Consider the following 26,205-nt stretch of genomic DNA (forward strand, 5'->3'; position numbering starts at 1 on the left):
CACCTTTGCGTGCCGAATCGGCACGGACTTGTATTTTTCGCCACCTACACTCCGCTTCCTGAGACTGGCAGATGGCCCCGGCTTGACCTCGTTGCACGATATGCAACGGGCGTTCGCTGGGGCGTCCAAACATCGACTTCCAACGCCAGCGATCCCGAGGAGCAGGAATGACCGGCAACACCAAACCCCACAACCCGTGGCGCGAGATCTGCGCGGCGAGTATCGGCAACGCACTGGAGTTCTACGATCTGCTGATCTATGGCTACTTCGCCATCGTGATCGGCCAGTTGTTCTTCCCCGCTCACGACGCAACGACCTCGCTGCTGCTCTCCGTGGGCACGTTCGGTATTTCGTTCGTCACGCGCCCGCTGGGCTCGATCATCCTCGGCAGCTACGCCGACCGCGCCGGTCGCAAGGCGTCGCTGACGGTGTCCATCGGCCTCATGATGGTCGGCACCGCCATGATCGCGTTCGCGCCGACGTATGCGCAGATCGGCATTTTCTCGCCGCTCATGATCATCGTCGCGCGTATGCTGCAAGGCTTCTCGACGGGCGGTGAATTCGGCGCTGCCACGGCCTTCATGGTCGAGCATGCCGACGCCAAGCGTCGTGGCTTCTTCGCCAGTTGGCAAATGTCTACGCAAGGTCTCGCAACGGTGCTCGCCGCCGGTGTCTCCGCACTGCTGAGCCTGCTGCTGACGGCTGATCAACTGAGCGCATGGGGCTGGCGTATCGCCTTCGCCGTCGGTCTGCTGATCGGCCCGGTCGGTCTGTACATTCGTCGCAATATCGACGAAACCGCCGACTTCAAGAAGCTCGGCGAAAAGCAACGCGAGAAGTCGCCGCTGCGCGAAGTCTTCGGGCGTGATCGCGCCAACATGCTGCTCGGCGCGGGCGTTGTGGCCGCAGCCACCGCGTTCAATTACGTCCACAAGCTGTACATGCCGACGTATGCCGTCAAGCAACTGCACATTCCGGCGACGTCGTCGTTCATCGGTGCGGTTGTGACCGGCGTGATGCTCATGATCGCGGCGCCTGTCGTCGGCCATCTCTCGGACCGCTTCGGCCGCATTCGCGTGATGCTCTACGCGCTGATCGCCGTGGGTGTGACGACATACCCCCTGTTCGTGCTGCTCAACCGTTATCCGACGTTCCAGACGCTGCTGCTGGTGCAGGCGCTGGTCGGTCTGCTGATCGCCGTGAGTCTCGCTCCGCTGCCCGCCCTGCTGGCGGATATCTTCCCGACGAGCACCCGTGGTACCGGTCTGGCGCTGTCGTACAACTTCTCGGTCACGCTGTTCGGTGGCTTTGCCCCGCTGATCGTGACCTGGCTGATCGACGCCACGCAGAACAAGCTCGCACCGAGCTTCTACGTCATGGCAACGGCAGTGCTCAGCGTGACGGCCGTCACGGCGCTGGCCCGCCGCGTACGCGCAGGCAAGATCGCCGGGCTGACGGGCCAGTCGCACGCCTCGCCGCGTGCGACCAAGGCCTAACGTTCGATAACCCGGCCCCGATATTCGATGTACTGATTTGAGCCGCAACGACGACGTCCGCCAATCCCCTGGGCGACGTCGTCTCTTTTTTTGCGGCATCCCTTGCGGAGCTTTACCCATGACCACGCTCGAAGCGATTCGCGCCGCCCTGCCGGCGTACCCCATCGAAGTCTCGTTCCCCGATATCACCCGCTGGCGCGAAGGCAATACCGGCATCGACTATCTGCACACGTTCGATAGCGGCAAGCCCGGCAAGCACGTGATGATTCTCGCGCTAACGCACGGCAACGAAGTCAGCGGCGCCATCGCCGTCGACGCGCTGCTCGCCTCGGGGCTGCGTCCGTCGTCGGGCCGCCTGTCGCTGGGCTTCGGTAATATCGGTGCGTACGAACAGTTCAGCGCAGAGAACGCAGATGCCACGCGCTTTCTCGATGAGGACATGAACCGTGTGTGGACGGCGTCGACGCTCGACGGCGAACGTCAGAGCCGTGAACTGACGCGCGCCCGTGCGATGCGTCCGTTCATCGACACGGTGGATCTGCTGCTCGACATCCACTCGATGCACGAAGCGTCGGCCCCGCTGATGATGACCGGTCCGCTGGAAAAGGCGATTGCGCTGGCGGCCGAACTCGGCACGCCTGAGCACGTCATCATCGACAAGGGCCACGCCAACGGTACGCGCATGCGCGACTACGGTGGCTTTGGTGACCCCGCCAGCCCGAAGAACGCATTGCTCATCGAGACGGGACAACACTTCGCCAAGAGCGCGCGCGATGTGGCGCTCGACAGCGCAGCCCGCTTCCTGTTGCACGCTGGCGTTGTGGCCGAGGCCGATGTTGCGTCGTTCCTCACGCAAACGCCCGCGCGACAGAAGTTTGTGGAAATCACGCAGCCGGTCGTGGCGCGTTCGATGGACTTCCGCTTCTCGCAGCCGTTCACGGGACTGGAAGTGATCGAGAAGGCGGGCACCGAAATCGCCCGCGATGGTGACGAAGTGATCGTCACCCCGTACGACAACTGCGTGATCGTGCAGCCGTCGATGCGTCACCTTGGGGTGAACGTCACGATGATGCGTCTGGGACGTTTGCTGGATCGCTGAGATCGCTAAGGCGGACGTGAGTCGCCAAGCAATTCCGAAAGGGCCGAGGGTGACCTCGGCCCTTTTTCGTTGGCATCGGAACGCTCAGAACGTCCCGACGAGCGAGCCGACGGCGATGACCGCCACGAGTGCGATCAGCGCACTCACGATGCTCGTCATCACGATGTCGAAGTAGCTCTCGCGGTGCGTGCTGCCGCACACCGCCAGCAACGTGACGACCGCGCCGTTGTGCGGCAGGCTGTCGAGTGTGCCGGACGCCATCACGGCGACACGGTGCATCAGCGCGGGATCGATGCCGTGCTGCGCGGCGAGGCTGACGTAGGCGGGACCGAGCGCGTCCAGCGCAATCGTGAGGCCGCCCGACGCGGAGCCGGTGATTGCCGCGAGCAGGTTCGCGGAGAGCGCCAGCGACACGAGTGGGCCGCCGTCGATGGACAGCACCCAGTCGCGGACCAGCTCGAAGCCGGGCAGCGCGGCAATCACGCCGCCATAGCCCACCAGGCTCGCAGTACACATGATCGGCAGGACAGACGCGTTTGCACCGGCGTCCATCGTCTTGCGCAGCGCGGGCAGGCGTCGCCATTGCAGGATCACGAGCACGAGGATCGCGCTCGCGAGCGCGACGCACACGCCCCACACACCCGCTACGCTTTGCAGCGTGATGCCGCCCCATCTCGGCTCCGCGAGAAAGCTCGCGTTCAGGCGCGGGAAGACGATCACGTTCATCACGAAGTTGCCGCCGATCACGACGAGCAGCGGCAATGCGGCCGTCAGGATGCCCGGTAGCGCGTCGTTGCGATGCCCGGCTTCGATTTCCGCCGGATCGAATTCGCGCGCCACGCTGGCGCGCTCACGCACGACGGTCGGGTCCGCTTTCTTGTCCCACACTTCGTTTTCCGCATAACCGTGGCCTGCACGACGCGCTTGTCCCTCGCGCCACGACAACCACCAGAGGCCCACGCCGAGCATGATGGCCGAGGCCATCAGCCCCAGCCCCGGTGCGGCGAAGGGCGTGGTGCCGAAGAAGGGCATCGGAATCGCGTTCTGGATGGCAGGCGTGCCGGGCATCGCGGACATCGTGAAGGTCGACGTCCCCAAGGCAATCGCAGCGGGCATCAGCCGCACAGGAATGTTGGCTTCACGAAATAGCGCGTGCGCCATCGGCGCGAGGACGAAGAACGCTACGAAGAGACTCACGCCGCCGTACGTGACGAGCGCGCCGCCGAGCACCACTGCGAACATTGCGCGACGCGAACCCAGCTTGTCCGTGAGAAATGCGGCGATGGCGCGCACGGCCCCGCTGTCTTCCATCAACTTGCCGAACAAGGCGCCGAGCAGGAACAGCGGGAAGAATTGCGCGATGAAGCGCGCGGCGTTCTGCATGAACGTCTGCGTCCAGTGCGCGAGGACGGGTTCGCCTGAGAGCGCTGCGGCGAGCATGGCGGCGGCCGGGGCGAGCAGCAGTACGCTCCAGCCGCGATAGGCCAGCCAGACGAGCAGCGCCAGGCCGATAAGAATGCCTGCAAGCTCCATTCAGAGGGTCTCCTGCAGCGGATCGAGATCGAGCGAGGAGCGTTTGCCCAGATCGGCGCCGTGTTCGTGCAGGAAGGCGTCGGCGCAGCGACGGCCCTCGTCACGCAACATCACGAGGAAGTCCCATTCCGCGGAGAGCTTCGACGAATAGCCGAGCGTCGTCATCATGTCGCTCGCGATCCGGTGCATGCGCATTTGCGCCCAGCGTTTGCCTTCGTCGCTCCCGGCGTCCACGACCTGACGCAGCACGGCAATCATGCGCAACTCTTTGAGTAGCGTGGCGTTGAAGGAGACTTCGTTGACGCGGTTCAGAATCTCGCGCGCCGAACGCGGTACCTCGTTGCGTTCGACCGGATTGACCTGCACAAGGATGGTGTCGCACGACACGGTCTCGCGCACCAGCGGCGTGATCGACGGATTGCCCGCGTAACCGCCATCCCAGTAGGGCTCACCATCGATCTCGATGGCGCGATACAGCATCGGCAGGCAGGCTGAAGCGAGCAGGACGTCCGCGGTGATCTCGGCGTTGCGGAAGACGCGACCTCTTCCTGTGCGCACGTTGGTCGCTGTGATGAAGAGCTGGATCGGGTTGGCGTCGGTGCTGTTGGAGATGCCGTCGAAGTCGATGTGATCGGCCAGCAGGCGGCGTAACGGGTTGAATTCGAGCGGCGCGAGATCGTAGGGGGACACGACGCGGGCAGCGAGATCGAAAAACATGAAGAACGGCGAGTTGTCGAGCGACCAGCGTCCGAGCACGATGTCGAGCGGCGTGCGACGCAGCGGGCTGAAGCGTCCCGCATGCGCGACATCCCGCCAGAACTGTTCCAGCGCACCGCGTGCCGCATCCGGGCCGCCGCGGGCGTAACCGGTCGCAAGCACTGCGGCATTCATCGCGCCAGCGGATGTGCCGGAAATGCCCTCGATGCGGAAGGGGGCGTTGTCGGTGTCGTGAGAAATGGCTTCGAGCAGCCGGTCCAGCACGCCCCAGGTGAATGCGCCATGTGCGCCGCCGCCCTGCAGGGCGAGATCGACGGGGAGCGCGCCGCGCGCAGTGGCGCGTGCGCCGGACGGTGCGCGTGTGGCGCTAGCGGTCCGGCCGGATCGCGCGGCGGGCGAGGCTGCGGCGGCGGGCGACGGCTGCACCCGCGAGGTGGATTCTGAGCGTGGCATGATCCCTCGGCGATGCGGCGTCGCGCCGGTGGGCGTCAGCCGCAGGGTTCGTTACGAGAGTACGCTTGCAGCAGGTACGCAGTTTGCGCTGCAACATAACCACTGTCTCAGATAACCGTGAAATGGGCAACCTCGCCGTCGGTGCCGCCGTCGGCCAGGTCTTGCGACGGTTTGCCGCGACGCAGACTCAACTGTGCGAGTACGTCCGCATGCTGGTTGCCCCAGCGGTACAGCATCTCGATCGGCTCGATGAAAAGCTCGCCGAGCGGCGTCAGCGAGTATTCGACCTTGGGCGGCACCACGGGATACACCTCGCGGTGAATCAGGCCGTCGCGCTCCAGCTCGCGCAGCGTTTGCGTGAGCATCTTCTTCGAAATGCCCGGCAGACGGCGCTGGAGTTCGCCTGTGCGTGTCGTGCCGCACTGCAACGCGTAGAGCACCATGCTCGTCCACTTCACGCTGAAGAGCTCCAGCACGCGGCGCGGCACGCAGGTTTCCTCGAAGACGAAGGGTTCGGGTTTGCTCATGGTAACTAAATGGTGACTATTCAACTAAAAGGTGCCTACTGGGGATTTTTACCCTTCGTCACTATACTTTGGCACGATAGTGCGCGTCACCTGGAGTGCGTGGATCAGACACGATCTGGCATTGACCAACCGGGGTGCGACGCGCGCAAGCTAACGGAGAACCCCATGAGCAGTTTGTCGAAAACAGCCATCTCGATGCTGGATCTGGTGCCGGTGCGCACTGGCGGCACGGTGGCTGAAGCCCTGAAGCAGTCCACGGAACTGGCCCAGCATGTCGAACGTCTGGGCTTTACGCGTTTCTGGCTTGCGGAACACCACAACATGGATGGCATCGCCAGTTCCGCCACCGCGTTGCTGATCGGGCACATTGCGGACAAGACGTCGCGCATTCGCGTTGGCTCAGGCGGCGTGATGCTGCCGAATCATCCGCCGCTGGTCGTCGCCGAGAACTTCGGTACGCTCGCCGCGCTGTACCCGGGACGCATCGACCTGGGTCTTGGACGTGCGCCGGGTGCCGATCAGGCGACGATGCGCGCACTGCGACGCGACCGTCTCGGCAATGGCGATGATTTCCCGGAACAAGTTGCCGAGTTGCGCGCGCTGCTCGCACCGGCGCAACCGGGGCAACGACTGGTCGCCACGCCGGGCGCAGGCAGCGACATTCCTGTGTGGCTGCTGGGGTCGTCGCTGTACTCGGCGCAGCTCGCGGCGCATCTGGGGCTGCCGTACGCCTTCGCTTCGCACTTCGCACCGCGCTTCCTGTTCGATGCGATCCGCATCTATCGCGAGATGTTCCGCCCGTCGGCGGTGCTCGATAAGCCTTACGTGATGGTCGGCGCACCGGTCATCGCCGCACCGACGGACGAGGAGGCGAAGTTCCTCGCGACGTCGTCGCAGCAAAAGATCCTGGCGCTGATGCGTGGGCAGAGCCTGAAGTTGCAGCCGCCCGTGAATGATATGGATGAGCGCTGGGATCCGGCGGAACAGCATTCGGTGGAGGCGTTCCTCGGCGTGGCCGTCGTCGGTGGGCCTGAGCGCATCCAATCCGGTCTGTCCGATCTCGTCGAACGCACGCAAGCCGACGAACTGATGCTCGTGACCGACATCTACGACCCGGCGCTTCGCCTGCGTTCGTGCGACATCGTCGCATCCGTCTGCAAGGATTAAGCGCTCATCGCGCGCAAAGGTTGTGTCGCAGACGGTGCCGGATGGGACTGGGGCGGGGGGGCGCTAGCGGAATCGTCCGATGGAGAACGGTGAGAGGTCGATGGACGGCCGCTCGCCGCTCACCAGCCCGGCGATCGTGCGTCCGGTGGAGGCCGCCGCTGTGAGCCCCACGTGGCCGTGTCCGAAGGCGTAAAAGGCATTCGGCACTTTCGACGCAGCCCCCAGCACCGGCAACGAATCCGGCGTGCTAGGGCGAAAACCCTGCCAGCGAGCGCCGTCGACCGATTGCGTCGACTTTACCCCCTGCACCGCGCCAGGGAACATCTTGTGAAGCTGACCCAGCAGCAGATCGGCCCGTCGCCAATTTGGCGGCGCTTGCAGCCCTGCCAGCTCGACCGTGCCCGCTCCGCGAAGGCGGCCGTTCATCGGCGTTGCAAACAACTTCCCCTCCGCCCACATCACGGGACGCGATGGCATCTCGTGCGGCGTTGGAATCTCCACGTGATAGCCGCGCTCGGTGTCGAAGACGATGCTGTCGCCCAACTGCCGCACGAAGGGCGCTGACCACGCCCCGGCTGCGACGACAACGGCGCTAGCGGCTTCGCGCCCTTTGTCCGTATGCACTGCTACGGCGTGTGCGCCGTTGGTTTCGACGGCGGTCGCAGCCGCATCGACGAGGCGTGCGCCTCGCGCCACGACCTGAGCGGTCAGACGCGCCAGCAACGCGCCCGGGTCAGAGGTGTGCCCCGTCTCGCTGATATAACGCGCGCCGATGAAATCGTTCGAGAGCGTGGGTTCGAACTCGCGAAGCGCACCGGCGTCCAGCGTTTCGATCTGCACACCGTTCTCACGCCGCAAGGCCATGCCACCTTCATCGCCTTCCATGCCCTTCTGACTGGAATAGGCAATGAGATACCCGCGACGGGTCACGAGGTCGTTGGCGTTGGCATCGTCAAGCAACGGTTGATACGCGTCGAGTGCCGGGCCGAGCAGAGCGCGCAACGCGCGTGCCTGTTGTGCCACCCGTGCGGGCTGACTTGCCGCAATAAAGCGCATCAACCACGGCACCATACGGGGCAGATAGCCCCAGCGAAGCACCAGCGGGCCATCCGGTTGCATCAGCCATCCCGGCACTTGCCAGAGCACACCCGGCATCGCGATAGGCACAACGGACGAACCGTTGATGCAACCGGCATTGCCCAGCGAGGCCGCCTGCCGCGCCGACTGCCGGTCGACGAGCGTCACGGCATGCCCTGCGCGCTGAAGATAAGCGGCGGTACACACGCCAACCAAACCGCCCCCGATAACGACGACGGGACGTGAATCGCTCATGAAGCCGTCCTGCGAAAATTCGAAAACGCCTAGTGTACTGCGTCGGACCTGCGTGACCGAGCGCCCTCAAAATTCCCGTGCATTCTCCGATCGATTCCCCGATTCGGGCTCAGCGCCGGCATCAGATCATTTCCAGCGGACGTTTGCGTGACGGCGCTTCGAAGTGGTGATCGAGCAAATTCAGTTCTTCGTCGCTTAACTCGATGTCGAGCGCGGCACGGTTCGCACGCACGTGGGCCTCGGACCCGGCTTTCGGGATGGCGATGACGCCGGGACGGCTCAGCACCCAGGCCAGCGCAATCTGAAGCGGCTCGACGTGGCGCTTGCGAGCAATCTCGCTAAGGACGCCATTCGTCGGCAAGCGCCCTTGTTCGATGGGCGAGTAGGCCATCATCGGCAGTCGGTTCGTCGCAAGCCAGGGCATCAGATCGTACTCCGGGCCGCGTCGCGAAAGATTGAACAGCACCTGATCCGTCGCACATGCGGTGCCGCCCGGCGCGTCGAACAACTCGTCCATGTCGTCCACATCGAAGTTGCTCACGCCCCATTGACGGATCTTGCCCGCGTCGATCAGCGTTTCGAAACCGGCAATCGTGTCTTCGAGCGGAACATCGCCGCGCCAATGCAAGAGGTACAGGTCGATGCGGTCGGTGCGCAGACGCTTGAGGCTTCGCTCACACGCCGCGACCACGCCACGTTGCGAGGCGTTATGCGGATACACCTTGCTTACGAGAAAGACCTCGTCACGCAAGCCGTCGAGCGCTTCGCCAACGAGGCTTTCCGTCGCGCCTTCGCCATACATCTCGGCGGTATCGACCAGTGTCATGCCAAGCGAGACGCCCAGACGCAACGCCGCAATCTCGTCGCGACGGCGCTCGGGCTTCTCGCCCATCATCCACGTGCCCTGCCCGAGCACCGGCACGGTGTCGCCTTGGGGGAAAGTGATGTTTCGCATGATCTGTCCTCCTGGATTTTGATGAACATTATCTGCCTGCAAGTCGAGCCGTGACCAGTGCTATGAGGGCTTCACGCAACACTTCAAGGTGTCGTCCTATCTTCTGGATCGGATTCGTCCTAGCCACGATGCAGATATTGCCGCTTCTGCATTCGTGCACCCATTCTCTCGGATAGTTCACAAACCTTTCATCGCGGCGTCGCGATAGGCTGATCTCACCGATGCACATCGCGAATGTTGCTCCGCAGCGAGACGGCTCGGTGATGGCGCCTGCGATGTGTGTCGGGCCACGGTGGACGATGCGGACGAAAGAAACGAAAGGAGAGAAAAAGAAAGCCCCGCGAACGGGGCTTTAAAGGCCGACCGGGCGTGCGCCGGCCAAGGAGGCTCATCGATGTGGCGCCGCAGCGAGTCTGTGCGCCGGGGAGATATTGTCGGCACAGTCGACGAATCGATGGGAAGGACGAATCCGAATGTCGAGGAGAATTTTTGCGTAACAAAATGTGACGATTTGCAGCCTGTTCGCGTCGGGAGACGGGCGCGATAATAGGGCTCGCCTAAAACAGCAGAGGAGTCCCCCCGAGATGGCCAAAGCGATCAAGTTCCACTCACTCGGCTCACCGCTTTCTCCCGTTCAGCGCTACGCACCGCCAGCGATCTTTTTTCACTGGTTGGTGGCGCTGCTGATCGTGATTGCGTATGCCGCCGTGATCACGAAGGGATATTTGCCGAAAGGCAGTGCGCCGCGAGCGCTAAGCATGACGATCCACGAGTGGGCCGGAATCGCCGTGCTGGTCGTCGCCGTGCCGCGTTTGCTCTGGCGTCTGATCAAGGGATCTCCGGGGCCGCTGCCCGGTCAGGGATGGCTGGTACGCATGGGGTCGTCACTCGTGCATCTGTTGCTGTATCTGTTCATCTTCGCGCAGCCGGTGCTGGGCTATCTGACACTGAACGCAGCAGGGCACGTGCTCACGATTCCGGGGCTGGATATTGCACTGCCGCAGTTCATCGGCAAAGACGACGAGACGCGCCGCTCTATCAAGGAGATTCACGAAACGCTGGGAAGCGCCTTCTACTGGGTGATCGGCTTGCATGCGTTGGCTGCGTTGTGGCATCACTATTTCCGTCGTGACGACACGCTGCGTCGCATGATGTGAGGGTTCGACCCGAGCGTATGAGTGCGATGCGAGAGGATCGCGCGCCCGAAGTCCTTCCGAGCGCGCGTAGGGTTTGATCAAGGGTGATCAGAACGCGAGGCGAACACCCGCGAACACGCTGCGGCCGTCGCCCGGGTAGAACACGGCGGTGTTGGCCGTGCGGGCGTTGGTGACGGTGCTGAAATCCGACACATAACGCTTGTCGGTCAGATTGCGCGCATCGACGTAGAACGTCACGCCTCGCTGGATCAGATACGAGGCTTGCAAGCCGATCAGTGTGTAGCTGGGCACGCGCATCGTGTTGGCGTAGTCGACCCACGCGCCAGTGGGCACCCAGTCGAGGGACGCCGCGATCTGGAATCGGTTCGACAGCGCATAACCGAGCGTTGTACGCAGCACATTGGTCGGCACGCCTGCAATGCGGTTGTTGCCGTATTGCGGATCGTCACGGAAGCGGAAGTCGCTGTAGTTCCAGATTTGCGTCAACGTCGCGCGGTCGCCGGTGGCCGCCACGTTCTTGAACAGGTCGACGGACGCGCCGACTTCGAGACCCTGAAGCACAGTCTTGTTCGCATTGAAGGTCGACGCTGGAATGTCGGGAGACGTCGTGTACTGGAGCAGTTGGTCGCGCACCATCGAACGATAGGCGGTGACGTCCCACGCTACGCGATCGAGCTTGCCGCGTGTGCCGACTTCGATCGTCCACGCATGTTGCGATGCCAGCGGCACGAATCGCGATGTCGCCCCGAACGTCTGCGACAGATCGGTGAAATCGGGCACGTCTGCGCTGCGGGTGATGTCGATAAACGCCTGAATGTCCTTGCGCGGCTCCCAGAGCAGTCCGATCTTGGGATTCACGCCAGAGTAGGCGGCGCTGGTGGAACGATAGTTGACGTCGCCCGGCACACCGCCGTAATCGATGTACTGACGAACGTCGCGGTACGCCTTGGCGCCGATCATGAGGCCGAGCGTCGGCAGGAAGAACAGACGGTTCTCGAAATACGCCTCGTAGTTGTAAGCGCTCTGACGGGAGTCGAGCGTCTGCGCACCGCGATTACCGTTCACGTTGATGTATTGATCGGCCTTCGTATTGCCGCCGAAGAAGCGCGCGCCCACGATAAGGTCGTTACGCATGCCCGCGAGTGTCAGGTTCGCCGTGTAGCGGGGGGCTACACCGTAGGTCCAGCCATCCTGATCGATGACCTGGAAGATCGGGTGATACAGGCTCTTGTGAATGACCCACGACGCGATGTCGAGCTGGCCGACGTCGAAACGAATCGTGGTCAGGTTGCCCAGACGTTCGGTGCGGGTGTTGCGTGCCTGATCGCCGGAGACCGCGGAGGCCGCCGCCTTGGTGGGATTGTTGAGCGCGTCGAACAGCGACAATGTGCCCGGCAGCTTCTGATCGACGATGTAGGCGCCGAAGAAGAAACGCGTTTCCACGCGCGGCGAGAATTTGTAGCCGATGTTTGCGTTGATCTGGGCGTAGTTGCCCTTCGCGTGATCGCGATAGCCGTCGGACCGGTTGAGCGTCACGGTCGCGAGTGCGTCGAGCGGCCCGAAGATGCGCGACATCTGTCCACTCGCGCGAACGGTGCCGAAGCTGCCGCCTTCGAGCCGGAATTGGTTGGGGGCCTCTGCCGTGTAGGCCGTGGGCGTGACGAAGTTCAGCGCACCGCCCAGTGTGGTCGAACCGTAGGTGAGGCCGTTGCCACCCTTGTAGACCTCGGTTGAGCGCAGGCCCATCGGGTCGATCTGATAGTAGTCGCCGCTGCCGTCGGCCGAGTTGGTGGGAATCCCGTCCTGCAGGATTTCGAGGCCGCGTACGTGATAACCGCGAGCGATGCCGGAACCGCGAATCGACACGCGTAGCTCCTGCCCGTACCGGTTCTGGACATAGACGCCGGGACTGTCTTTGAGCACGTCGCGCAGGTTGAACGCGTAGGTGTTCTGGTAGCTGTCGGCGTCGACGAAGCCGACGGAGCCAGCCGTCTGGAAAAGGTTAGCTTTCTGCTCCTCCACGCTGGGAGACGTGAGCGACTCTGCAGGGGCGCTCACGTTGGTGACGGGCAACGTGGCGGTTGGTGCGGCCGTCGTGGCGACCGGGGATGTGTCTGCTGCGGCAACGAACAACGGAGCCACAGGATTCACTGCAGCGGCGCCTGCCGAGGCGACCGAAGCTGCGGGGTTCGAGGTGAGTGCGTGTGCTGCGCTGCCCAGCGAGGCGAAGGCGAGCGCGATGGCCGCTTGCAACGGCTTCTGCGTCATGAAACGTGACATGAATGTCTCTCTCGCGACCGGATGACGGCCGCCTGATGATCGTGAGTGTCGAACGCGTCCGTTGTCGGCCAGGCACGTACGGCGAGCCACGCGGTCGCGAGACGAGCGCGAACGTCGGGGCAGGCCGGGAGGCAGGCAGAGCAAAACGGGTTCGACAGTAGCCGCCGGCATTGACAGGCAATGGCCGGAAGTCGGGAGGATCAGACGGCGAGGAGCGGTGGCGCGCGCGCTAAGGCGTCGGAGAAACGGGCGCGCGGGAAATGCGGCAGCGGAGCCTGGGGGGCGGCAACGATACCAGCCGGCGCGGCAGGCGGGGGGAGATGGAAAGCGGTGGTGACGAGCGGCTGATGCGTCCACAAGGCGCAATATCCGCACTTCTCCCAGTGATCTGCGGAGTCGAGCGAGTGGCCGTCGTTGCCATGCTCGCTGTGCAGACCCGTGGGCTGGACGTGAGCGGGGGTAGGCGCAGGCGGCGCTTGCGCTTCGTCATGGCCGCTATGGCCGTCGTACACAGGTTCGCGTTGGGCGTCGACGCGCGGCGTGGTGTTCGTGCCCAGCGAGGCCTGCGTGCCCTGCACCGTGCAGTAGACCGCGAACGGATCCGTCTGCATCGCGGCGCGCCATTGCGCAATCGCGGGCATGAGCGCAGCCAGCAGGATCGCCAGCAAGGCGATCCCGATTGCGACGCGATGCTGACGAAGCTTGCGCATGCTGGGCCGGATTAAACGGATAGACGAAAAATAAGGGAATCGCCGGGCTGTCTGACGGATCAGCCCGCGAGAGCGTCCCACGATTACGTCATAAGGTCATCACGTAATCAGCTAACCGCGTGGGTTGCCACGAACGCAAAAACGCGGCAAAGACGCGGATCAGGCGGCTCTCGGGAAAGCAGGCATTGTAGGGGGTGTTGTCGAGGGGCGTAAATGCTTTGCGTTTTCATGTAGGGACGACGCGACAATTTGCCGCATCGTCCGATGGAACCAAAAAAAGGAGCGCCACGGCCCCCCGGCACGTGGCGCCCCACCCCGGATATCAGAACTTCATGCCAACGCCGACGCCGACGATCAGCGGGTCGATGTGCAACGTGCCGAGGTCGGTGCCCGCGAGCGACGTATCGGTCTTCATCCAGATCTTCTTGATGTCGATGTTGAAGAAGAGGTTTTTCGTCATCTGGATGTCCACACCGGCTTGCAGCGCCGGTCCGACACTGTGGTTCTTGATCGAGATGGGCGTACCGCCCGCATTCAGGTTGCTGTTCCAGAAGCGCGTGTAGTTGATGCCCGCGCCAACATAGGGACGCACTTTCCCTGCGTGATTGAAGTGGTATTGCAGCAGGAGTGTCGGCGGCAGCACGTTCACGCCGCCGAGATGCCCGAGGTTCGACGTGAGTTGATGGCGCGACATGCCAAGAATGAGTTCGACGCCGACGTTGTCGAGAATCATGTAAGTGAAATCGAGTTCCGGCACGATGGCGTTGTTGACGGTGACGCCGAGCGTCGGCAGGACGCTACCGCTCGCATGCGAGTCCGGCAGGATGCCGATGGCGCGCACGCGCGCGAGGATGTCGCCAGCATAGATGCCTTGCGAGCTGTCCTTGATGAAACCGAAGGTCTTCGTGGTGGCCGGATTATCGGTGGCCGGTGCGGTGCTTTGTGCGAATGCGGATGCGCTGAAAAGGGCGGCACCGGTCGCCAGTGCGGCGGCGAGAGCCGTGGCGCCGAGGGAGTGCTTCATGATGTTGTCCAAAGTCGTGTGTGAGCACGACCGATGGTAGAAGCACGATGCGCTGCGGAACTTGATGCGCGTCAAGACAGAGACAGCGCGCACGTGTGATGCGACAAACTGTCGCGCGCCACGGTTTTGGTAGGATGCGGACTTTGCCACGCATTCCCCCATCGTGAAGCGCCCGATTTCGTCGCTGTTTTCTTCGCTGCTGCATGCCGTCGCCCAAGCAGGCCGGCGGGGTCTCCGCCTTTTGCAACCGCTGTCCCCGTATGCGGCGCGCGCCTGGCATCACCTGCGCCATCCTACGCGTCGCGGTGTGCTGATCGCCATGGCGGCGCTGCCTTCTCTGCTCGTCGCTTACACACTGATCCTGATTCCGTTCACGCCGAGTATTCGCGACATCCGTCGGGCGAAAGTCGACCAGCCTGCGCAGGTCCTGTCCGCCGACGGTAAGCTGCTCGCCGAGTTCCGGCCGTCGAATCGCGAGTGGGTGGCGTTGAAAGATATCTCGCCCAACGTCGTCAAGGCGCTGGTGTCGACGGAAGACCATCGCTTTTATGAGCATCACGGCATCGATCTGAAGCGTACGGCGGGGGCGGCGCTGCGCACGTTCTCCGGTGACCGTCAGGGTGGCTCGACAATTACGCAACAGCTCGCCCGCAATTTGTACCCGGACGACATCGGCCGCGCCCCGACGCTCACTCGCAAACTCAAGGAAGCGATTACCGCGCTCAAGATCGAGGCGCTGTACACGAAGCCCGAGATTCTCGAGACGTATCTGAACACGGTGCCCTTCCTGTACAACGCGTACGGCATAGAAATGGCCGCGCGCACGTACTTCGACAAGTCTGCCGATCAGTTAGATGTTGTCGAAGCCGCCACGCTCGTCGGCATGCTCAAGGGCAACAGCTATTACAACCCGGTGATCAATCCCGAGCGCGCATTGCAACGCCGTAACACGGTGCTTGCGCAGATGGTGAAGTTCGGCGATCTCGATGCGTCGAAGCTCGCGGCGCTGCAAAAGCGGCCATTGCGCGTCGACTTCGAACGTCAGACGGAAGAGCCGGGGCCCGCACCGCACTTCGCACAGCAATTGCGTAAGTGGCTCATCGGTTGGGCGGATCGCCACGACTACAACATTTACTCCGACGGTCTGGTGGTGCACACCACCATCGACGCTCGCTTGCAGTCGATGGCGACGCAGGCGCTCACGCGTCAGGCGAATCAATTGCAGGGCATTGCCGACGCGAACTGGTCGGCGCGCGGCGGTTGGCGCGACAGTACGGCGCTGGTGCAGTCGTTCGTGCGCGAGACGGCGGAATACCGCAACGCCGTGGCCGGGGGCGAAGCGCCCGAAGCGGCGATGAAGCGTCTGTTCGCCGACAAGACGTTCATGCAGAACCTGCGCACGACGAAGACGCGCGTGCAAGCCGGTTTCCTTGCCATCGATCCGCGCACCGGCGAAATCCGCGCGTGGGTCGGCAGCCGTGACTTCACGACCGACCCGTTCGATCACGTGCAGCAAGCGCGTCGTCAGCCGGGTTCCACGTTCAAGCCGTTTGTGTATGGCGCGGCCTTCGTCAAGGGACGCAAGCCGGACGACACCATCGTCGATCAGGTCGTGGAGATTCCGCTCGCAGGCGGCGAAATCTGGCGACCCAGCGACGACACCACGCCGACGAACAAGCCGATGAAGCTCGCCGACGCGCTGGCGCAATCGCGCAATACCGTCACGGCGCAGTTGATGCAGGATGTCGGACCGTCGCGGGTGGTCGGCCTCGCTCGCGCGATGGGAGTGCGCGAGAGCAAACTCGATCCGGTGCCGTCGCTGGCGCTGGGCACGAGTCCCGTCTCGCTCAAGGAGATGGTCGCGGCCTACGGCACGATCGCCGATGGCGGCGAATACCGCGAGCCGACGATGGTGACCGAGATCACGAACAGCGAAGGCGAAGTGCTCGCGACGTTCTCACCGGCGAGACCTGAGCGCGCGCTCTCGGAGAACGACGATTACACGCTGCTCGACACTATGCGCGGTGTCATCAATCGCGGAACCGGCAATGCGATTCGCACGCGCTTCGGCATTCGGGCCGACGTCGCTGGCAAGACCGGTACCACACAAGACAACGCGGACGGCTGGTTCATTCTGATGCAGCCGCAACTGGTCGCAGGGGCATGGGTCGGCTTCAACGACAGCCGCATCACGTTGCGCAGCGATTACTGGGGGCAGGGCGCGCACAGCGCGTTGCCGATTGTCGGGGATGTTTTCTCGCGTGCGTTGCGCGCGAAGGTCATCGACGGCAGCGCGAAGTTCGAAGCGCCTGACAATCACCACTGGTACAGCGACTGGTGGACGCGCGCCTCGGCGTGGGTGACGGGCCTCTTCGCGAAGCAACCTGAGCCCAAACCCAAAGCGCCGGTGAAGCGTCAGCCGACCCCGGTTCCTGCACCGGCGCCAGCACCGTCGGTCTTGACGCCGGAAGCGGCCAGCGACAGCGGCCCGTTGCCGGTGCCGGTCGCATCCGCTGTGCTCGCGCAGCCCCAGTACACGCAACCCGCGAGTGCCTCACAAGGTACGACCATCCCGGGCGTGCCTGGCGAGTGGAACGGACCGGGAGGTTCGTCCGGGACGGGGGCGGGTGGGGCATCGATACCGGTCACACCGTCGGTGCCGTCCACACCGTCAACGTCGCCTGGCGGGATCATGCTGTCCCCAACGGCCGCACCACAAAGCCCGGCCCCCGCACAGTAACCGATCGCCACCGGGCGGATTTTCCATAACAGTTATGCGACTTTCTCATGACTGGCGTGTCATGGCTTGCGCTATATTCATGAAAATATAGCGGTGACGGCAAGTGTCGCCCGCAGCATTGGCGTCCCTTTGGGGGCCGATGATAAGAGGAGGGGACGCAAGCGATGTTCATCCGGCAACTGAGCTATCTCGTGGCGCTATCCCAGGCGCAGCACTTTCGTCGCGCAGCCGAGCTGTGCAATGTGTCGCAACCGACGCTCTCCGGCGCGATCCGAAGCATCGAGGAAGAGTTCGGCCTGCCGATCGTGCGACGCGGACGCCGTTTCGAAGGCTTCACCCCGGAGGGCGAGCGGGTGCTGGCGTGGGCGCGTCAGGTGCTGGCCGACTGCGAAGGCTTGCGTCAGGAGGCCAGTGCGAGCCGCCGCGAGGTCACCGGATGCCTGCGTATCGGCGCAATCCCCACCGCGTTGCCGCTTGTCCCTCTGCTCACCGACGCGTGTCTGCGCGAGTTCCCCGGTATGCGCCATGAGGTCTATACGCTCTCTGCGACGCAGGCGTTGCGCCAACTCTCCGAACTCGATCTGGACATCGGCCTGAGCTATCTCGACGATCCACGTCTGCGCGAATTCGAAACCATCCCCCTGTTCCGCGAGCGCTACGTGCTGATCGCGCGCGACGAGTCGGCGCTCTCGGGACGCACGTCACTGTCGTGGCATGAAGCGGCGAAGCTGCCGCTGTGTCTGCTCACCAGCAACATGCAGTGCCGTCAGGGGATCGATGCAGCGCTGGCGCGCGCGGGCACGTCGGCGTCGCCGCGCGTGGAAACGGATTCGCTGATGGCGCTGTACGCGCACGTGCGCTGCGCGGGCTTGTTCAGCATCGTGCCCCACAGCGTGCTATGTCTGGCGGAAATGCGCGACGAGTTGCACGCCGTGCCGTTGCAACCGGCGCTGCATCGCGAGATCGGTCTCATTCTGCGCGAGCGGCTGCCTCGTCCTCCGTTGCTGGACGCCGCCATCGCCGCGTTCCGTTCGGTGGATCTGCAAACCCGGCTGGATGCTTTGCTGCCCGCATAGCACGGCCCGCGCGGCTCGCATTGGCGCATCTTGCTCCCGCCTGTGCGGCATACAATGCCGCCATGAACCTACAGATCCGAAACGAAACCCCTGCCGACGTCGACGCCATCGAAGCGCTGACCGTCGCCGCCTTCCAGAACGCCCCGCATACCGCGCATACGGAGCAGTTCATCGTCGCGGCGTTGCGTCGCGCCGGACAACTGAGCGTGTCGCTCGTGGCAGAGGATCGCGGTGCCATCGTGGGGCACGTGGCGATCTCTCCGGTCACGATCAGCGATGGTGCCCGAGGGTGGTACGGTCTCGGGCCGATTTCGGTCGTTCCTGAGCGCCAGGGCGAGGGCGTCGGTAGCCAGCTCATGCGCGCGGCGCTCGACGCGCTGCGTCGACTCGATGCGGCCGGCTGCGTCGTGCTGGGCGAGCCGTCTTACTACGGACGTTTCGGTTTTCGCGCAGACCCGTCGTTGCGTTTGCCGGACGTGCCCGCCGAGTATTTTCAGATGACGCATTTCGACGGCCCGATGCCGAGCGGCACAGTCGCCTACCACGACGCGTTCAACGCCACCGCCTGAGCCGTCGACAGCGCTCTTGCACGTGACCCGGCAAAAATCCCTTGACCTAAAGTCAACTTGAATTGCCACACTGCGTGAGATGCGTCATGCCGGGTGACGTTTGGGACATCGTGGGGATCGAGCGACGTCCTTACCGGCATGTGCTTTCATCGTATCGACATGAGGGAAGCCAATGACCGAAAACGCCAATCACGATCAGTCCGAACTATGGAACGGCCGTTCGGGCAGTGCATGGGTGGACAACCGTGCCGCGCTCGACCAGATGTTTGTGCCGCTCGCGAGGTTCCTTATCGACCGCGCGCGCGACGTTGCGCAACAAACGCCTTCGGGGCGCTTGCTCGACGTCGGATGCGGCACCGGCGGCGCTACGCTCGCGCTGTCTACCGCGCTGGGTCATCCCTGGCGACTCACGGGGGCCGACATCTCAGCACCAATGATCGAGACGGCGCGTACACGCGCAGCACATGCGCGTGCGCCGGTCGAGTTTCTTTGCGCCGACGTGCAGACGCACGTGTTCGCGCAAGCGCCCTTCGATCTTATCGTCTCGCGACTTGGCGTCATGTTCTTCGACGACCCCATCGCCGCTTTCGCGAATCTGCGCGCGTCGGCCCGCCCGGGCGCAGCGCTCCACACGCTCGTATGGCGAGGGCCGTCGGAGAATCCCTTCATGACCGTGGCCGAGCGCACCGCCGCGCCGTTGCTCTGTGGACTGCCGCCCCGACAGCCAGGGGCTCCGGGACAGTTCGGCTTCGCGGATCGAGAGCGCGTCGCGGCCATCTTGTCTTCGGCAGGGTGGGGGGATGTCCGGCTTGAGCCCGTGCAATTCGACTGCACGTTTGCGCAGGCCGACTTGCGCGATTACGCGTCGCGTCTCGGGCCGGTGGGACTGGCGCTCGCCGGTCTCGATCCGGCAAAACGAGAATCTGTCGTAGACGCCGTCGTCGACGCCTACGCCCCATTTGTCGCGCAGGGCGAGGTGCGCTTCACCTCGGCGTGCTGGCACCTTTCGGCACGCGCACCATCGGGCGACGTCTGACGCGATCGCACGTTGGGCACATCGCTTTGATAGGTTTCGCCGATCAACCGATCGACCGGAACGATTTTCCAGACGAAACGCATACACCGATCATTGGCCTCAATGCAGCGACGACAAGCGTCGCCAAGCAGACATCTTGCAGATAACCATTCAGGAGTGAGACACCATGGCCAAGATTGTTTGTGTTCTGTATGACGACCCCGTTACCGGCTACCCGAAGACGTACGCCCGCGACGATCTGCCGAAGATCGAGTGCTACCCCGATGGCCAGACGCTGCCCACGCCACGTGCCATCGACTTCCAGCCGGGCGCGTTGCTCGGTAGCGTGTCGGGCGAACTGGGCTTGCGCAAGTACCTGGAATCGAACGGTCACGAACTCGTTGTGACGTCGAGCAAGGACGGTGACAACAGCGTGCTCGACCGCGAACTGGCCGACGCCGAAATCGTTATTTCGCAACCGTTCTGGCCTGCCTATATGACGGCCGAGCGCATCAAGCGTGCGAAGAAGCTGAAGATGATCGTGACCGCCGGCATCGGCTCGGATCACACCGATCTGCAAGCCGCCATGGAGCACGGCATCACCGTCGCGGAAGTGACGTACTGCAACAGCAACAGCGTGGCCGAACACGTCATGATGACGACGCTGGCGCTGGTGCGTAACTACCTGCCGTCGTATCAATGGGTGCTCAAGGGCGGCTGGAACATCGCCGACTGCGTCGAGCGTTCGTACGATCTGGAAGGCATGCATGTGGGCACGGTGGCGGCAGGGCGGATCGGCCTGCGCGTGCTGCGCCTGATGAAGCCGTTCGGCACGCATCTGCACTACCTCGATCGTCACCGTCTGCCGGAATCGGTCGAGAAGGAACTCAACCTCACGCATCACACGAGCCTTGAGAGCCTCGCCAAGGCGTGCGACGTGGTCACGCTGAACTGCCCGCTGCACCCGGAAACGGAGCACATGATCAACGCCGACAGCCTGAAGCACTTCAAGCGCGGCGCCTACCTGATCAACACGGCGCGCGGTAAGTTGTGCGACCGCGACGCCGTTGCGGCGGCGCTCGAAAGCGGCCAGCTCGCAGGCTACGGTGGCGATGTATGGTTCCCGCAACCGGCGCCGGCCGATCACCCGTGGCGCAGCATGCCGCACCACGGCATGACCCCGCACATCTCGGGCACGAGCCTGTCGGCGCAGACGCGTTACGCCGCCGGCACGCGTGAAATTCTGGAGTGCTACTTCGAGAACCGTCCGATCCGCAACGAGTACCTGATCGTGCAGAACGGCAAGCTTGCCGGTGTGGGCGCGCACTCGTACAGCGCAGGCAACGCCACGGGCGGTTCGGAAGAAGCCGCTCGCTTCAAGAAGTCGGCCTGATGCCCTTCATACGTGCGCATCGGTCTTGCTGATTCACTGCAGCAACGTTGTTCCGGTAGTTCTTTTGCAGTTCCTGGCTGTACCCGCCGGGTCGTCGTTCCGGCGTCCGGCGGGGTCGTACCTCCTCGTGCAACATCGCGATCTCAAACCGGTGCGTCTTCAGCAGGATGCACCGGTCTTTTTTGATGTCGCACATCACGTCACGTCATGTCACGCTCAGGCAGGGCGCTTCGGAATCTCCAGCCCGCGAATCACCGCCGGACGCGCCACAAATGCGCCCAGTGCGCGCTGCACGTTCTTGAACTGATCGAAGCCAACGAGATCGCCCGCCTCATAGAAGCCGACGAGGTTGCGAACCCACGGGAACGTGGCGATATCGGCGATGGTGTATTCGTCGCCCATCAGCCATTGATGGGCGGCCAGACGCGCATCGAGCACCGCGAGCAGGCGCTTCGACTCGGCGACGTAACGGTCGCGGGGACGCTTGTCCTCATACTCCTTGCCCGCGAACTTGTTGAAGAACCCCAACTGGCCGAACATCGGACCGATGCCGCCCATCTGGAACATCACCCATTGCAGCGTCTCGTAACGCGCAGCCGGATCGACGGGCAGCAGCTTGCCGGTCTTCTCCGCGAGGTACCAGAGGATCGCGCCGGATTCGAACAGCGGCAGCGGCTTGCCGCCGGGACCGTTCGGATCGAGAATCGCCGGAATCTTGTTGTTCGGGTTGAGCGAGAGGAATTCCGGCGTGAGCTGATCGTTGGTCTGGAAATTCACCAGATGCACTTCATACGGCAGCCCGATTTCTTCGAGCATGATCGACACCTTCACCCCGTTGGGCGTGGGCAGCGAATACAGTTGCAGACGTTCCGGGTGCGTGGCAGGCCACTTGCGCGTGATCGGAAACTGGGACAACTCGGTGGATTGATCGGACATGGGGATCGACGCATTGGGGATGAGCGGCCAACAGCGCCGCGGGACGCCCAATATAACGCTAAGCGTGCAGACGTGCTGGCGCGTGCACCGTCGTTGTGCCGACGGGCAAAAGCTTCGTACTTCATGACAGCCATGAGGTAGGGTTCATGAATGTCATTCACGCACACATCAAAAAAACTCACCTTGTAACGGCGCTCATTGACGCCTTAAATTAAAAGCCTCGCACGCGCTGGCTTTCTTGCCGGTGCACGAACCCTCCCTCACTCAAGGATGACACCATGAGCACGTTCAAGACGAAGGATGGCACCGCGATTTTCTACAAAGACTGGGGCAAGGGTCGCCCGGTCGTGTTCTCCCACGGCTGGCCACTGAGCGCCGACGCCTGGGACGCACAAATGCTGTTTCTGGTGCAGCATGGCTATCGTGTGATCGCGCACGACCGACGCGGTCATGGCCGCTCCGACCAGCCTGGCACCGGTAACGATATGGATACCTACGCAGACGACCTTGCCGCCCTCGTCGAGCATCTCGATCTGCGCAACGCCACGTTCGTCGGCCATTCGACCGGTGGTGGCGAAGTCGCGCATTACCTGGGACGTCACGGCACGAAGCGCGCGGCGCAGGCCGTGCTCATCGGCGCTGTGCCGCCCGTCATGCTCAAGTCGGACAAGAATCCGGGCGGCCTGCCCATCGGCGTATTCGACGAAATTCGCGCGAATGTCGCAGCGAATCGTTCGCAGTTCTATCAGGATCTGGCGGTGCCGTTCTACGGCTACAACCGTCCGAACGCCAAGAAGTCGCAGGGCGTGATCGACGCCTTCTGGGCGCAGGGCATGTGGGGTTCGCACCTCGGCCAGTACCTGTGCGTGAAGGAGTTCTCGGAGGTGGATTACACCGAAGACCTGAAGAAGATCGACGTGCCGACGCTCGTGCTGCATGGCGACGACGACCAGATCGTGCCGATCGACGATTCGGGCAAGCTCACCGCCCAGATCGTCAAGAATGCGACGCTGAAGATCTACCCGGGCGGCGCGCACGGCATGTGCACCGTCGAGGCGGACAAGGTGAACGCCGATCTTCTGGAATTCCTGAAGCAGGCGTCGTAAGGCTTTCATCACGCCAATGAAAAAGGGACGGCAATTGCCGTCCCTTTTCTTACCTCTGCGAGTGCAAACTCAGCCGTTTCAGCCTCTTTAGCCGTTAAGCACCTTAGCGATGCTATCGGCCACCACGGCGACGTTGCTCTCGTTCAGACCGGCCACGCACATGCGGCCCGAGCGGATCAGATAGACGCCGTGGGCTTCGCGCAGCACGTCGACCTGTGCGGCCGTCAGGCCCGTGTACGTGAACATGCCGCGCTGCTCCAGATAACGCGAGAGCATGGTGTCCGGCACGTGGCCGCGCAGACCGTCGTGAATCGCGCCGCGCATACGCGTGATGCGCTGGCACATGGCCGCGAGTTCGTCTTCCCACGACTTGCGCAGTTCCGGCGTGCTCAGTACCTTGGCGACGATCTTTGCACCGTGCGTGGGCGGGTTGCTGTAGTTCGAGCGCACGGCGCTCGTCAACTGACCCAGCACGCGATCGGCGGCTTCCGACGATTCGCAGATGACCGACAGGCCGCCGCAACGCTCGCCGTACAGTGAGAAGTTCTTCGAGAACGAGTTGGCGACGAATGCGGGCAGGCCCTGACGCGCCAGTTCGCGAATCACGAAGGCGTCGGCGTCGATGCCCGCGCCGAAACCCTGATACGCCATGTCGACGAAGGGCAGCAGTTCGCGCTTCTTGAGCACTTCGATCAGCTGTACCCATTGCGCGTCGTTCAGATCGACGCCGGTCGGGTTGTGGCAGCAAGCGTGCAGCAGCACGACGCTACGTGCGGGCAGCTTGTCGATGGCGTCGACCATCGCTTCGAATTGCAGGCCGCCGGTCGCTTCGTCGTAATACGGATACGTATTCACGGTGAAGCCAGCGCGCTCGAAGATGAAGCGATGGTTATCCCACGTCGGATCGCTCACCCACACTTGCGAGCCGGGGAAATAACGCTTGATGAAGTCCGCGCCGACCTTCAGGGCGCCGGAGCCGCCGAGCGTCTGCACGGTGGCGATGCTGCCGTTCTTGCGCGCGGGCGAGTCTTCGCCGAACACGAGACCTTGCACGGCGTCGCGGTAGTTGGCAAAGCCAGCCATCGGCAGATAGGGTTTCGGCCCGACTTCGGCCAGCAGCAGCGCTTCGGCCTGACGAACCGCGTTCATGACCGGCAGACGGCCAGCGTCGTCGTAATAGATGCCGATGCTCAGGTTGACCTTGTTGGTACGCGGGTCTTTCGCGAAATTCTCGTTGAGCGAGAGGATCGGGTCACCGGGATAGGCATCGATGTGTTCGAACATGGCAGTTCCTGGAGTAGCGATGGAATAACGATGGGGTAGCGTCCGATGATACCGCTAGTGCGGCACTGCCGGGTGTACGCCGGGCGTTGAAAGCCCGGCGTGCGGCGTTGACTTATTTAGCGCGTTGCGCTCACCGGGACCGGCGTTGCCGCGTTTTTCTGACGCAGACGGTAGCCGACGGCCAGCACGACCAGCCACACCGGGATCAGATACACGGAGATGCGCAGATCCGGGATCAGATACATCACGACCAGAATGCCTGCGAGGAACGCCAGACACAGGTAGTTCGTGAGCGGGTAGCCGAGGCTCTTGAAGCGCGTGGTCTCGCCCGTGCGCGCCTTGGCACGACGGAAGGCCAGATGGATCACGCTGATCATCGCCCAGTTGATGATCAGGGCCGACACGACCAGTCCCATCAGCAGTTCGAACGCCTTGCCCGGCATGAAGTAGTTGATCACCACACACACGGCCGTCGCGGCTGCCGAGACGCCGAGAGCGGCCAACGGAATGCCACGCGAATTGACCTTGAGCAGCGCGCGCGGCGCATTGCCCTGACCGGCCAGACCGTACAGCATGCGGCTGTTGCAGTACACGCAGCTGTTGTAGACGGACAGCGCAGCGGTCAGCACCACGGCGTTGAGCACGTGCGCGACGAAGTTGCTGTTCAGTTCATGGAAGATCAGCACGAACGGGCTGCCGCCGGACACGACCTTCTCCCACGGATACAGCGAGAGCAGCACGCCGAGTGCGCCGACGTAGAAAATCAGAATGCGGTAGATGACCTGATTGGTCGCGCGCGGAATGCTGCGCGACGGGTCGTCCGCTTCGGCCGCCGTAATGCCGACCAGCTCTAGCCCGCCGAAGGAGAACATGATGACCGCCATCGCCATGACGAGGCCGGACACGCCATTCGGGAAGAAGCCGCCGTGCTGCCACAGGTTGGCCACGCTCGCCTCAGGGCCTGCATTGCCGGAGAAGAGCAGATAGCCGCCGAAGCCGATCATGCCGACGATGGCGGCGACTTTGACGATGGAGAACCAGAACTCCATCTCGCCATACGACTTCACGCTTGAGAGGTTGATGGCGTTGATGACGCCGAAGCAAACGAGTGCCGAGACCCACGTGGGAATGCCGGGCCACCAGTACTGAACGTAGATCCCGACGGCGGAGAGTTCGGCCATCGAGACGAGGACGTAAAGCACCCAGTAGTTCCAGCCGGAGACGAAGCCCGCGAACTGACCGCAGTACTTGTTGGCGAAGTAGCTGAACGACCCGGCGACGGGTTCGTCCACGACCATTTCACCGAGTTGGCGCATGATGAAAAACGCGACGACGCCTGCGATGGCGTAGCCCAGCAAGACTGAGGGGCCAGCGGTTTTGATCGTTTGGGCGATGCCGAGAAAGAGGCCGGTGCCGATCGCGCCGCCGAGCGCGATCAATTGGATGTGACGATTCTTCAGGCCGCGGTGGAGCGAGCCATCTTTTGCTGCGTTGGCGGACATGTCTGTTCCTTACCCTACCTTCGTATTCACGCGACGCGCTTCTCTGTTTTCATGCGGTGAGCACGAACCGGAAGCGTTGAGCCGCCACGGCGCGGCGCTTATGACGCCGTCGCCGTGTCCTTTGGGATCGTCCG

At 63.3% G+C, this 26,205-nt stretch carries 21 protein-coding genes; 10 read left to right on the plus strand and 11 right to left on the minus strand.

Annotation, left to right across the window (positions count from 1 at the left end; genetic code table 11):
- Nucleotides 1-167 precede the first annotated feature (167 nt).
- Both NA29_RS03615 and NA29_RS03620 read left to right on the plus strand, forming a co-directional pair.
- Nucleotides 168-1,496, plus strand: a complete 1,329-nt coding sequence (locus NA29_RS03615) for an MFS transporter (protein ID WP_039395851.1) — start codon at nucleotides 168-170, stop codon at nucleotides 1,494-1,496.
- A gap of 118 nt (nucleotides 1,497-1,614) precedes the next feature.
- Complete coding sequence (locus tag NA29_RS03620; protein ID WP_039395853.1) at nucleotides 1,615-2,595, plus strand: M14 family metallopeptidase; 981 nt, start codon at nucleotides 1,615-1,617, stop codon at nucleotides 2,593-2,595.
- 84 nt (nucleotides 2,596-2,679) lie between these two features.
- Here the strand turns inward: NA29_RS03620 and NA29_RS26065 are convergent, their stop codons facing one another.
- The 3 genes from NA29_RS26065 to NA29_RS03635 all read right to left on the minus strand — a co-directional run bounded on the left by NA29_RS26065 (nucleotide 2,680) and on the right by NA29_RS03635 (nucleotide 5,825).
- Entirely contained in the window at nucleotides 2,680-4,128 is a 1,449-nt protein-coding gene (locus tag NA29_RS26065; protein ID WP_039395855.1) for a GntP family permease, read from the minus strand.
- Nucleotides 4,129-5,148, minus strand: a complete 1,020-nt coding sequence (locus tag NA29_RS26070) for a patatin-like phospholipase family protein (RefSeq protein WP_052253180.1) — start codon at nucleotides 5,146-5,148, stop codon at nucleotides 4,129-4,131.
- Between the two features lie 257 nt (nucleotides 5,149-5,405).
- Nucleotides 5,406-5,825, minus strand: coding sequence for a winged helix-turn-helix transcriptional regulator (locus NA29_RS03635; RefSeq protein ID WP_039395859.1), 420 nt, complete (start codon nucleotides 5,823-5,825; stop codon nucleotides 5,406-5,408).
- Between the two features lie 165 nt (nucleotides 5,826-5,990).
- Here NA29_RS03635 and NA29_RS03640 point away from each other — a divergent pair, with 165 nt between their 5' ends.
- Entirely contained in the window at nucleotides 5,991-6,992 is a 1,002-nt protein-coding gene (locus NA29_RS03640; protein ID WP_039395861.1) for an LLM class flavin-dependent oxidoreductase, read from the plus strand.
- Between the two features lie 63 nt (nucleotides 6,993-7,055).
- Here the strand turns inward: NA29_RS03640 and NA29_RS03645 are convergent, their stop codons facing one another.
- Together NA29_RS03645 and NA29_RS03650 are read right to left on the minus strand one after the other, a co-directional pair.
- Nucleotides 7,056-8,324 (minus strand): NAD(P)/FAD-dependent oxidoreductase, encoded by a 1,269-nt coding sequence (locus NA29_RS03645; protein WP_039395863.1) that lies wholly within the window; start codon nucleotides 8,322-8,324, stop codon nucleotides 7,056-7,058.
- 121 nt (nucleotides 8,325-8,445) lie between these two features.
- Complete coding sequence (locus NA29_RS03650) at nucleotides 8,446-9,279, minus strand: aldo/keto reductase (protein ID WP_039395865.1); 834 nt, start codon at nucleotides 9,277-9,279, stop codon at nucleotides 8,446-8,448.
- Nucleotides 9,280-9,863: 584 nt separating this feature from the next.
- On the opposite strand from NA29_RS03650, the gene NA29_RS03655 reads away from it, so the two are divergent.
- The gene (locus NA29_RS03655; RefSeq protein ID WP_039395867.1) at nucleotides 9,864-10,436 is read left to right on the plus strand and encodes a cytochrome b; all 573 of its coding nucleotides are present in this window, start codon (nucleotides 9,864-9,866) and stop codon (nucleotides 10,434-10,436) included.
- Between the two features lie 87 nt (nucleotides 10,437-10,523).
- Here NA29_RS03655 and NA29_RS03660 read toward each other — a convergent pair whose 3' ends face one another.
- The 3 genes from NA29_RS03660 to NA29_RS03670 form a co-directional block, all read right to left on the minus strand.
- The gene (locus NA29_RS03660; protein ID WP_231965132.1) at nucleotides 10,524-12,716 is read right to left on the minus strand and encodes a TonB-dependent receptor family protein; all 2,193 of its coding nucleotides are present in this window, start codon (nucleotides 12,714-12,716) and stop codon (nucleotides 10,524-10,526) included.
- Between the two features lie 200 nt (nucleotides 12,717-12,916).
- On the minus strand, nucleotides 12,917-13,426 hold the full coding sequence (locus NA29_RS03665; protein ID WP_039395869.1) for a DUF2946 family protein: 510 nt from the start codon (nucleotides 13,424-13,426) through the stop codon (nucleotides 12,917-12,919).
- Nucleotides 13,427-13,748: 322 nt separating this feature from the next.
- Nucleotides 13,749-14,450: an OmpW/AlkL family protein gene (locus NA29_RS03670; RefSeq protein WP_039402249.1), complete on the minus strand. Its 702-nt coding sequence runs from the start codon at nucleotides 14,448-14,450 to the stop codon at nucleotides 13,749-13,751.
- A gap of 196 nt (nucleotides 14,451-14,646) precedes the next feature.
- On the opposite strand from NA29_RS03670, the gene NA29_RS03675 reads away from it, so the two are divergent.
- The 5 genes from NA29_RS03675 to NA29_RS03695 all read left to right on the plus strand — a co-directional run bounded on the left by NA29_RS03675 (nucleotide 14,647) and on the right by NA29_RS03695 (nucleotide 21,243).
- Nucleotides 14,647-17,190 carry a penicillin-binding protein 1A gene (locus NA29_RS03675; protein ID WP_371328969.1) on the plus strand — a complete coding sequence of 848 codons (2,544 nt, stop codon included), beginning with the start codon at nucleotides 14,647-14,649 and terminating at the stop codon, nucleotides 17,188-17,190.
- A gap of 164 nt (nucleotides 17,191-17,354) precedes the next feature.
- A complete protein-coding gene (locus NA29_RS03680) occupies nucleotides 17,355-18,266 on the plus strand; it encodes a LysR family transcriptional regulator (RefSeq protein WP_039395874.1) in 912 nt (303 codons plus the stop codon).
- Nucleotides 18,267-18,328: 62 nt separating this feature from the next.
- On the plus strand, nucleotides 18,329-18,835 hold the full coding sequence (locus tag NA29_RS03685; protein ID WP_039395878.1) for a GNAT family N-acetyltransferase: 507 nt from the start codon (nucleotides 18,329-18,331) through the stop codon (nucleotides 18,833-18,835).
- Nucleotides 18,836-19,007: 172 nt separating this feature from the next.
- Nucleotides 19,008-19,871, plus strand: coding sequence for a class I SAM-dependent methyltransferase (locus NA29_RS03690; RefSeq protein WP_039395879.1), 864 nt, complete (start codon nucleotides 19,008-19,010; stop codon nucleotides 19,869-19,871).
- Between the two features lie 166 nt (nucleotides 19,872-20,037).
- The gene (locus NA29_RS03695) at nucleotides 20,038-21,243 is read left to right on the plus strand and encodes an NAD-dependent formate dehydrogenase (protein ID WP_039395880.1); all 1,206 of its coding nucleotides are present in this window, start codon (nucleotides 20,038-20,040) and stop codon (nucleotides 21,241-21,243) included.
- A gap of 216 nt (nucleotides 21,244-21,459) precedes the next feature.
- On the opposite strand, the gene NA29_RS03700 is transcribed toward NA29_RS03695, so the two are convergent.
- Nucleotides 21,460-22,179 carry a glutathione S-transferase N-terminal domain-containing protein gene (locus NA29_RS03700; RefSeq protein ID WP_039395881.1) on the minus strand — a complete coding sequence of 240 codons (720 nt, stop codon included), beginning with the start codon at nucleotides 22,177-22,179 and terminating at the stop codon, nucleotides 21,460-21,462.
- A 278-nt stretch (nucleotides 22,180-22,457) separates the two neighbouring features.
- On the opposite strand from NA29_RS03700, the gene NA29_RS03705 reads away from it, so the two are divergent.
- Nucleotides 22,458-23,285 carry an alpha/beta fold hydrolase gene (locus NA29_RS03705; RefSeq protein ID WP_039395882.1) on the plus strand — a complete coding sequence of 276 codons (828 nt, stop codon included), beginning with the start codon at nucleotides 22,458-22,460 and terminating at the stop codon, nucleotides 23,283-23,285.
- An 87-nt stretch (nucleotides 23,286-23,372) separates the two neighbouring features.
- Here NA29_RS03705 and NA29_RS03710 read toward each other — a convergent pair whose 3' ends face one another.
- Together NA29_RS03710 and NA29_RS03715 are read right to left on the minus strand one after the other, a co-directional pair.
- Nucleotides 23,373-24,569 carry an amino acid aminotransferase gene (locus NA29_RS03710; protein ID WP_039395884.1) on the minus strand — a complete coding sequence of 399 codons (1,197 nt, stop codon included), beginning with the start codon at nucleotides 24,567-24,569 and terminating at the stop codon, nucleotides 23,373-23,375.
- A 116-nt stretch (nucleotides 24,570-24,685) separates the two neighbouring features.
- Nucleotides 24,686-26,071, minus strand: a complete 1,386-nt coding sequence (locus NA29_RS03715; RefSeq protein WP_039395886.1) for an amino acid permease — start codon at nucleotides 26,069-26,071, stop codon at nucleotides 24,686-24,688.
- Nucleotides 26,072-26,205 lie beyond the last annotated feature (134 nt).

It is taken from the genome of Pandoraea sputorum (assembly GCF_000814845.2).
In the GTDB taxonomy this organism is placed as follows: Bacteria; Pseudomonadota; Gammaproteobacteria; order Burkholderiales; family Burkholderiaceae; genus Pandoraea; species Pandoraea sputorum.

Bases quoted from the DNA above. Each gene is read 5' to 3' on its own strand.
- NA29_RS03615 (WP_039395851.1), top strand. From the start codon at position 168: ATGACCGGCAACACCAAACCCCACAACCCGTGGCGCGAGATCTGCGCG.
- NA29_RS03620 (WP_039395853.1), top strand. From the start codon at position 1,615: ATGACCACGCTCGAAGCGATTCGCGCCGCCCTGCCGGCGTACCCCATC.
- NA29_RS26065 (WP_039395855.1), bottom strand. From the start codon at position 4,128: ATGGAGCTTGCAGGCATTCTTATCGGCCTGGCGCTGCTCGTCTGGCTG.
- NA29_RS03635 (WP_039395859.1), bottom strand. From the start codon at position 5,825: ATGAGCAAACCCGAACCCTTCGTCTTCGAGGAAACCTGCGTGCCGCGC.
- NA29_RS03640 (WP_039395861.1), top strand. From the start codon at position 5,991: ATGAGCAGTTTGTCGAAAACAGCCATCTCGATGCTGGATCTGGTGCCG.
- NA29_RS03645 (WP_039395863.1), bottom strand. From the start codon at position 8,324: ATGAGCGATTCACGTCCCGTCGTCGTTATCGGGGGCGGTTTGGTTGGC.
- NA29_RS03650 (WP_039395865.1), bottom strand. From the start codon at position 9,279: ATGCGAAACATCACTTTCCCCCAAGGCGACACCGTGCCGGTGCTCGGG.
- NA29_RS03655 (WP_039395867.1), top strand. From the start codon at position 9,864: ATGGCCAAAGCGATCAAGTTCCACTCACTCGGCTCACCGCTTTCTCCC.
- NA29_RS03660 (WP_231965132.1), bottom strand. From the start codon at position 12,716: ATGTCACGTTTCATGACGCAGAAGCCGTTGCAAGCGGCCATCGCGCTC.
- NA29_RS03665 (WP_039395869.1), bottom strand. From the start codon at position 13,426: ATGCGCAAGCTTCGTCAGCATCGCGTCGCAATCGGGATCGCCTTGCTG.
- NA29_RS03670 (WP_039402249.1), bottom strand. From the start codon at position 14,450: ATGAAGCACTCCCTCGGCGCCACGGCTCTCGCCGCCGCACTGGCGACC.
- NA29_RS03680 (WP_039395874.1), top strand. From the start codon at position 17,355: ATGTTCATCCGGCAACTGAGCTATCTCGTGGCGCTATCCCAGGCGCAG.
- NA29_RS03685 (WP_039395878.1), top strand. From the start codon at position 18,329: ATGAACCTACAGATCCGAAACGAAACCCCTGCCGACGTCGACGCCATC.
- NA29_RS03690 (WP_039395879.1), top strand. From the start codon at position 19,008: ATGACCGAAAACGCCAATCACGATCAGTCCGAACTATGGAACGGCCGT.
- NA29_RS03695 (WP_039395880.1), top strand. From the start codon at position 20,038: ATGGCCAAGATTGTTTGTGTTCTGTATGACGACCCCGTTACCGGCTAC.
- NA29_RS03700 (WP_039395881.1), bottom strand. From the start codon at position 22,179: ATGTCCGATCAATCCACCGAGTTGTCCCAGTTTCCGATCACGCGCAAG.
- NA29_RS03705 (WP_039395882.1), top strand. From the start codon at position 22,458: ATGAGCACGTTCAAGACGAAGGATGGCACCGCGATTTTCTACAAAGAC.
- NA29_RS03710 (WP_039395884.1), bottom strand. From the start codon at position 24,569: ATGTTCGAACACATCGATGCCTATCCCGGTGACCCGATCCTCTCGCTC.
- NA29_RS03715 (WP_039395886.1), bottom strand. From the start codon at position 26,071: ATGTCCGCCAACGCAGCAAAAGATGGCTCGCTCCACCGCGGCCTGAAG.